Consider the following 1706-nt stretch of genomic DNA (forward strand, 5'->3'; position numbering starts at 1 on the left):
GTCAATGGCCTTGTCATTGTTCAGCTCTGCGCTGAAGCGGGGGTTGTGGCGCAGCTTTTCGGCCAGCAGCTTCACGTACAACTGGGTACGGCGGATATGGTTGCCGGTCTCATTGTCCCGCGTCTCGGCCAGTGAGGCCATGGCATGAATGGTAACATCCTGCACAGCAGCCACCTCGCGGGTCCGTTTGCGCACCTCATCCTCCAGAATCTCGTTGCGGTCCTTCAGAAAATCACGGGCCGCCTTCAGTTCCAGATGGTTGCGCACCCGGGCCAGCACAATCGGCGGGCTGATCGGTTTGGTGATGTAGTCCACCGCCCCCAGGTCCAGCCCATGGGTTTCGTCTGCCACCTCAGCCTTGGCGGTCAGGAAGATGATCGGAATGTCGCTGGTTTTCGGATCAATCTTCAGGCTCTGGCAGACTTCATAGCCATCCATCCCCGGCATCATGATGTCCAGCAGAATCAGGTCAGGAGGATTGTCCGAAGCAGCAATGCTCAGGGCCTTTTCGCCGTTATTGGCAACCTTGACCTTGTAAAAATCCTTCAAAAGGCCACTCATCAGCGAGAGGTTGTCCGGCGTGTCATCTACCACCAGCACCGTTGCCTGCCTGGCAAAAATAGTATGGATAAAGCTTTCCAGTTCCTGTGGTTCATCGGTCATAGCCTGCCTCCTTTACCGCCCTATACCTCAATTTTTTCGAGCAAAGCCAACGCATCATCAAAGTCGTAGGCTTCAACAGCATCGGCCACCGGTTTCAGCAAACCAGCCAACATCGTGCCCTGCACCTTTTCCAACAGCCCGTCCAGCAGGTCTCCAGCCTCTGAGTCGCTGTCACGCAACAGGGACTTGAGCCGGTCAAATGCAGTCAGCAGTTCTTCCCGCGGTAACGCTGTCACGCTGGCCGGGGCAACCGCATCCGGCCTGCTGATCTCCTGCAGTCCGGCAATGACCGGGCCCAACGCCGACAGCACAGCAGACAGCTGCTGATCAATTACTGCGGACTCGTGGCCTTCCCTGCAGGCCTGTTCCAGAGCTGCCGCAGCAGCCTGCACCCCTCTGGCGCCGATGTTGCCGGCGGTCCCCTTCAGGGTATGGGCCGCCCGCTCGGCAGCCGTTGGGTCAGTATCCTGCCGGGCTGCGCTAAACATGCTGCCGAAATCAGACTGGCTGTCACGGAATTTGGTCAGCATCCGCAGGTACAGTTTTGTATTGTGCAGCGTGGTAGCCAGACCTGCCTGCAGATCAATACCGGGCAGTTCATCAGGCAGTCTGTGGTCTCCATCCGCCCCTTCCGGAGTGCGGGTTGGTTCCAGCCCGGCTGGAGGCTTCTGCGGCTTGACCCAGCGGGCAATGGTAGCAAACATCTCCTCAACATTCAGCGGCTTGGCAATATGATCCGACATGCCGGATTCCAGCGCCTTCTCACGATCGCCTGCCATGGCATTGGCGGTCATGGCAATCACCGGCATGCCGTCCAGTTGTGGGTTCTTGCGGATCTCCCGTGTGGCGGTATAGCCATCCATAACCGGCATCTGGTAGTCCATCAGGATACCGTCAAATCCAGTATCCTTTGCCAGAATAGCAAGGCTCTCCTGACCATTATTGGCAATGACTACCGTAATGCCGGCCTGCCCCAGCAGGTCAAGCGCCAGTTCCTGGTTCATATCGTTGTCTTCAACCAGCAGCAGGCGCGCCCCCTGCAG

General features: G+C 58.0%; 2 protein-coding genes. Both read right to left on the reverse strand.

All coding sequences use genetic code 11. From position 1 onward, the window contains the following. The coding region (locus OEL57_RS16645; RefSeq protein WP_300742055.1) for a response regulator at positions 1 to 663 on the reverse strand (663 nt) is incomplete at its 3' end. A 20-nt stretch (positions 664 to 683) separates the two neighbouring features. Continuing rightward, positions 684 to 1706, reverse strand: a 1023-nt coding sequence (locus OEL57_RS16650; RefSeq protein ID WP_300742056.1) for a response regulator, incomplete at its 5' end; no start/stop codon positions are given.

This window comes from Trichlorobacter sp., from assembly GCF_030247655.1.
Classification (GTDB): domain Bacteria; phylum Desulfobacterota; class Desulfuromonadia; order Geobacterales; family Pseudopelobacteraceae; genus Trichlorobacter.